At 45.9% G+C, this 4,742-nt stretch carries 5 protein-coding genes and 1 pseudogene; 4 read left to right on the forward strand and 2 right to left on the reverse strand.

Features of this window, described 5'->3' with window-relative positions; all coding sequences use genetic code 11:
- Positions 1 to 154: 154 nt before the first annotated feature.
- Positions 155 to 1,836, reverse strand: a pseudogene (locus tag MiSe_RS54370) (bifunctional serine/threonine-protein kinase/formylglycine-generating enzyme family protein); the annotation flags it as partial.
- Between the two features lie 240 nt (positions 1,837 to 2,076).
- Between MiSe_RS54370 and miaB the strand changes: the two are divergent.
- The 3 genes from miaB (at position 2,077) to MiSe_RS47700 (ending at position 4,143) form a co-directional block, all read left to right on the forward strand.
- Positions 2,077 to 3,423 carry a tRNA (N6-isopentenyl adenosine(37)-C2)-methylthiotransferase MiaB gene (miaB, locus tag MiSe_RS47690; RefSeq protein ID WP_226594277.1) on the forward strand — a complete coding sequence of 449 codons (1,347 nt, stop codon included), beginning with the start codon at positions 2,077 to 2,079 and terminating at the stop codon, positions 3,421 to 3,423.
- 69 nt (positions 3,424 to 3,492) lie between these two features.
- On the forward strand, positions 3,493 to 3,753 hold the full coding sequence (locus tag MiSe_RS47695) for a hypothetical protein (RefSeq protein WP_226594279.1): 261 nt from the start codon (positions 3,493 to 3,495) through the stop codon (positions 3,751 to 3,753).
- 9 nt (positions 3,754 to 3,762) lie between these two features.
- On the forward strand, positions 3,763 to 4,143 hold the full coding sequence (locus tag MiSe_RS47700) for a PIN domain-containing protein (RefSeq protein ID WP_226594281.1): 381 nt from the start codon (positions 3,763 to 3,765) through the stop codon (positions 4,141 to 4,143).
- A 158-nt stretch (positions 4,144 to 4,301) separates the two neighbouring features.
- Here the strand turns inward: MiSe_RS47700 and MiSe_RS51780 are convergent, their stop codons facing one another.
- Entirely contained in the window at positions 4,302 to 4,436 is a 135-nt protein-coding gene (locus tag MiSe_RS51780; protein WP_264197111.1) for a hypothetical protein, read from the reverse strand.
- An 80-nt stretch (positions 4,437 to 4,516) separates the two neighbouring features.
- Between MiSe_RS51780 and MiSe_RS47705 the strand changes: the two genes are divergently transcribed.
- A partial coding sequence (locus MiSe_RS47705; protein ID WP_226594283.1) for a hypothetical protein occupies positions 4,517 to 4,742 on the forward strand: 226 nt, incomplete at its 3' end.

The following is a 4,742-nucleotide window of genomic DNA, read 5'->3' on the forward strand; positions in this document are numbered from 1 at the left end:
CCCCGCTTTAGCCTGTTGGTTGCTACCCATCAAACTAGGGGTTACGCTTTCACTCCTGCACTTGGAGGGTAGGACTTTCACCTACAAATGTAATCAGTTGTCTAGGGTTTTACCCCAGCTAACCTCTACCCAATTTAGGTTAAACGAATCGCACTTCCCAAACATTTCCGTGCATATCGTATAAACCAAATGGGTTAGGCAGAAAACTCCCTACATCAGTTGTCTGTTTGCGATAAATTCCTTTCGGCGCATTCCCGTATGTAGAATTCCCGTTGTAATTAACCAAATCAGTTGTAATTGTCTCGCCAAAGTAGAAAGGTGTCGTATTTCCAGCGCGACAAGCATATTCCCATTCAGCTTCGCTTGGTAATCTATAAGCGCGTCCAGTTTTTTTAGCCAACCGCGCACAAAATTCCATCGCCGAATTCCAAGATACATTTTCTACAGGTCGATTTGCCCCTTTAAAACCCGATGGATTCGGATTCAAACTTAGATTAATTTGAGGTAAAGCCGCGACGGCTTCCCACTGTGCTTGCGTCACCGCATACTTCCCCATACAAAAAGATGCCACAGTGACGCGACGCTGCGGCCCTTCATCGTTACCTCGACCTTGCTCTGTATTTGGCGAACCCATTTGGAAAGTCCCATTGGGAACAAATACCATATCCAGAAACACACCATTACCCAAATCTTCTCGAAAAAATTCCGCTTGGTTATTACTGCGGTTGATAATATTACCTTGGGCATTTACAGCGACAACTTCAAATGGAAATCGATTCGTGATGATTTTAGGTGTTTCCTGGCGAGATTCATTCCTGCCAAATTTATCGCCAAAAATCCCAAACCAGCAAATCCAGCAAAATTAAGCAAACCTCGCCGCGTCCATCCCTTTGGCGTTATTGGAACAGATTGAGGTGGTTTTAGCTGTGGCGTCACTGGCGCAGACTTCTGTTGCAAATCCCTTAAAACATCCTCCGCAGAATGATAGCGATATTGACGATCTTTTGGCAACAACTTATCTAAAACCCTACCCAAATCATCGCTAACCGAACCCCGCAAATGCTGTCGCCAATTCGCCGTCCAACTATAACCATGTTCCGTCCACAAGCGATAAGGATGAACCCCCGTAAATAGGTGAAAACAACTCGCCCCCAAACTAAACAAATCGCTTGCCGGATATGCTTCCCCATCCTGCATTTGTTCGATTGGTGCATAGCCTTGGGAACCGATATTTGTCCCCGGTTTCGCCATCACCGTTTGCGACAACTGCTTAGAAACCCCAAAATCAATCAGCACTGGCTGATCGTTGTCCCGGCGGCGCATAATATTCTCAGGTTTAATATCGCGATGAACCACCCCCCGCGAGTGGATAAACTTGAGGACAGGTAACAAATCGAGTAACAATTGCCGAACTTCGTTTTCGCGTAAAACACCCTGCTGTTGCCAAAGCTTTAATAGATTTTGTCCATCGATATATTGTTGTACTAAATATAAGTATCCATCTTGTTCAAAATAAGCGTATAATGAAGGTATCTGGAGATTTTCACCACCCAGTTTTTGCAGTTGTTCGGCCTCTTGTTTAAACAATTCCACTGCTTTATTCATCGCCCAAGTTCCCCGGACGTTTGGTGTTAATTGTTTAACCACGCAGCGTTGTTTGAGATTATCTTCATCTTCGGCTAAATAAGTCCTGCCGAAACCGCCTTGTCCCAAGGGGTGAATCACCCGGTATCGTCCTCGTAGTAGCGGTGTGAGAATTGTGGCGCAGGCGCTACAGTGTTTTTGTCCGTCGGGATTGATGGGATTGGGACAATCGGGGTTGAGACAACAGACCATATAAAATTGAGCAGAACGAATTGTATATATTTTGGCTTAAGCAAAGCGTAGAAACCGCGTTTCTTCCACAATACTTTCGTCAAAAACCGACACCCTTAAGGGTGTCGCTATACAGACAAAGCCCGCCTGCGCGGGCTGAAATTCTTACAGCCCGCGCAGGCGGGCTTTGTTTGTGTAGCCCCATGCTTTAGCATGGGGGGTTAGCGCGGTAACATAGATATTGTCCTCATATCGCCAACCATGACCACCTCTCCTCGCCGCTATCACATCACCACCTTCGGCTGTCAAATGAACAAAGCCGACTCGGAACGCATGGCTGGCATACTAGAAGATATGGGCTTTGCGTTCTCAGAAGACCCCAACGATGCAGATGTAATTCTCTACAACACCTGCACCATCCGCGATAATGCCGAACAAAAGGTCTATTCTTATCTAGGCAGACAAGCCAAGCGCAAACACGAACAACCCGACTTAACTTTAATTGTCGCCGGATGTGTCGCCCAACAAGAAGGCGAAGCTTTACTGCGGCGCGTCCCAGAATTAGACTTAGTAATGGGGCCGCAACACGCTAACCGATTGCAAGATTTATTGGAACAGGTATTTGAAGGCAATCAAATTGTTGCCACCGAACCCGTCCATATCATGGAAGATATTACCAAGCCGCGCCGCGATAGTAAAGTTACGGCTTGGGTGAATGTAATATATGGTTGCAACGAACGCTGCACTTATTGTGTAGTTCCCAACGTCCGAGGCGTAGAACAATCTCGCACGCCGGAAGCGATTCGCGCCGAAATCGAAGAAATCGGGGGTCAAGGATATAAAGAAATAACATTATTAGGGCAAAATATCGACGCCTACGGCAGAGATTTACCCGGAGTTACTCCAGAAGGACGCCACCTACACACGCTGACAGATTTACTTTACTACGTCCACGATGTACCGGGAATCGAACGGATTCGCTTTGCTACCAGTCACCCGCGTTATTTTACCGAAAGATTGATAAAAGCTTGTGCGGAATTGCCCAAAGTTTGCGAGCATTTCCACATTCCTTTCCAGTCGGGAGATAACGATATTCTTAAAGCAATGGCGCGGGGATATACTCAGGAAAAATATCGCCGCATAATCGATAAAATTCGCGAGTATATGCCAGATGCGGCAATTAGTGGCGATGCAATTGTTGGGTTTCCCGGAGAGACGGAAGCACAGTTTGAAAATACGCTGAAATTAGTCGAAGAAATTGGTTTTGACTTATTAAATACCGCCGCTTATTCTCCCCGTCCCGGCACGCCCGCCGCACTGTGGGAAAATCAGTTAAGCGAGGAAGTAAAAGCCGACCGATTGCAGCGATTGAATCATCTAGTGAGTATTAAAGCAGCAGAGCGATCGCAACGCTACCAAAACCGCATCGAAGAAGTCCTCGTGGAAGACCAAAACCCCAAAGATCCTACCCAAGTCATGGGAAGAACCAGAGGAAATCGCCTCGCATTCTTCACCGGCAACATAAATGCACTAAAAGGTAAATTAGTCAAGGTAAAAATTACCGAATTTCGTGCATTTAGCTTAACGGGAGAAGCGATTAATTTGTAGTAAAGCACCACCTCCAGAGGTGCCCTACTAACATTAATTAAAAGCCAAAGTTCAAACAGGAAAGTAGAAATGACTATCAGTCTAGACTTGCCACCAGATTTAGAAAATGCACTTAGCACAGAAGCTGATCGGTTAAACCTACCCCTGTCTGAATATATCGTGCATATTCTATCTGTCAGACAAGTTTTAAATAATCCGCCCAAAACAGGAGCGGAACTTGTTGCTTACTGGCAAAATGCAGGGGTAATAAATTCACGATCTGACATTACTGATAGTCAAGCATACGCTCGCAATTTACGGCAAGAGGCAGAAACACGAGAGCGAGCGTAGGTAGACTGGATGTATTTACTCGATACCGACATTTTAATTGATATTCAGCGCGGTCATGCTCCTGCGTTAGCTTGGTTTGCCAGTTTGTCGGAGATACCCAGCGTTCCTGGTATTGTAGTCATGGAACTAATTCAAGATGCTAAGAATTTGCAGCAAGTTCGGAATGCATTAAAGCTCGTTGCTCCATTACCTGTAGTTTGGCCTACTGAGGCTGACTGCGATCCCGCCCTGTCTAATTTTACAAACTATCATCTGTCACACAGCTTAGGGTTGCTTGATGCTCTAATTGCTGCTTGTGCTGTTGGACGAGGTGCCACACTCTGCACTTTCAACCTCAAGCATTATCGGATTGTGCCTGGACTTGTAACAGAACAACCTTATACGCGCTGAAATCTAGCCATAGTAGAGTGAGGAAATCCTCACTCTCAACCTCACATCGTCCGTAAAAGTCCTATGCCACGATCCTGATATTGACAACTAGAGAAAATTTCAACTATGCAATCTCAAAATAGTGACTCTAAACAACGCACGTGGACTGATATTGCGACTCAGTTTTTTTTGGGTGCTGTCCTGGGACTGGTTTTTTCAGTGATTCCCTTATTTTGTATATCGGTATCTACTTTATCGCTGACAACGATACAGATTGTGGCGATCGCAGTCGGATTGGCAGCGTTTTGTGCCACATTATCTGCTATCTTTGGTAACAGGTTTTTGAGTCTGTTAACAACCTGCTTGGATTCTCTTCCTCCTGTTAGTTAAAGCGATGGCAAGTCATAATTTCACGACTTACGCAAACACCAAAGTTTCTGTGAAAAATCCTTGGGAGAGCAAACGAGATATCGCAGCAAGAAACAAAGGTGATAGCCTGCTCCTAGTTCCCAGGCTCAGCCTGCTCCTAGTTCCCAGGCTCAGCCTGCTCCTAGTTCCCAGGCTCAGCCTGCTCCTAGTTCCCAGGCTCAGCCTGCTCCTAGTTCCCAGGCTCAGCCTGC

The sequence above is a fragment of the Microseira wollei NIES-4236 genome, assembly GCF_020521235.1.
In the GTDB taxonomy this organism is placed as follows: Bacteria; Cyanobacteriota; Cyanobacteriia; order Cyanobacteriales; family Aerosakkonemataceae; genus Microseira; species Microseira wollei.

Coding starts and splice junctions, on each gene's coding strand:
- MiSe_RS47700 (WP_226594281.1), top strand. CDS start 3,763: ATGTATTTACTCGATACCGACATTTTAATTGATATTCAGCGCGGTCAT.
- MiSe_RS47695 (WP_226594279.1), top strand. CDS start 3,493: ATGACTATCAGTCTAGACTTGCCACCAGATTTAGAAAATGCACTTAGC.
- miaB (WP_226594277.1), top strand. CDS start 2,077: ATGACCACCTCTCCTCGCCGCTATCACATCACCACCTTCGGCTGTCAA.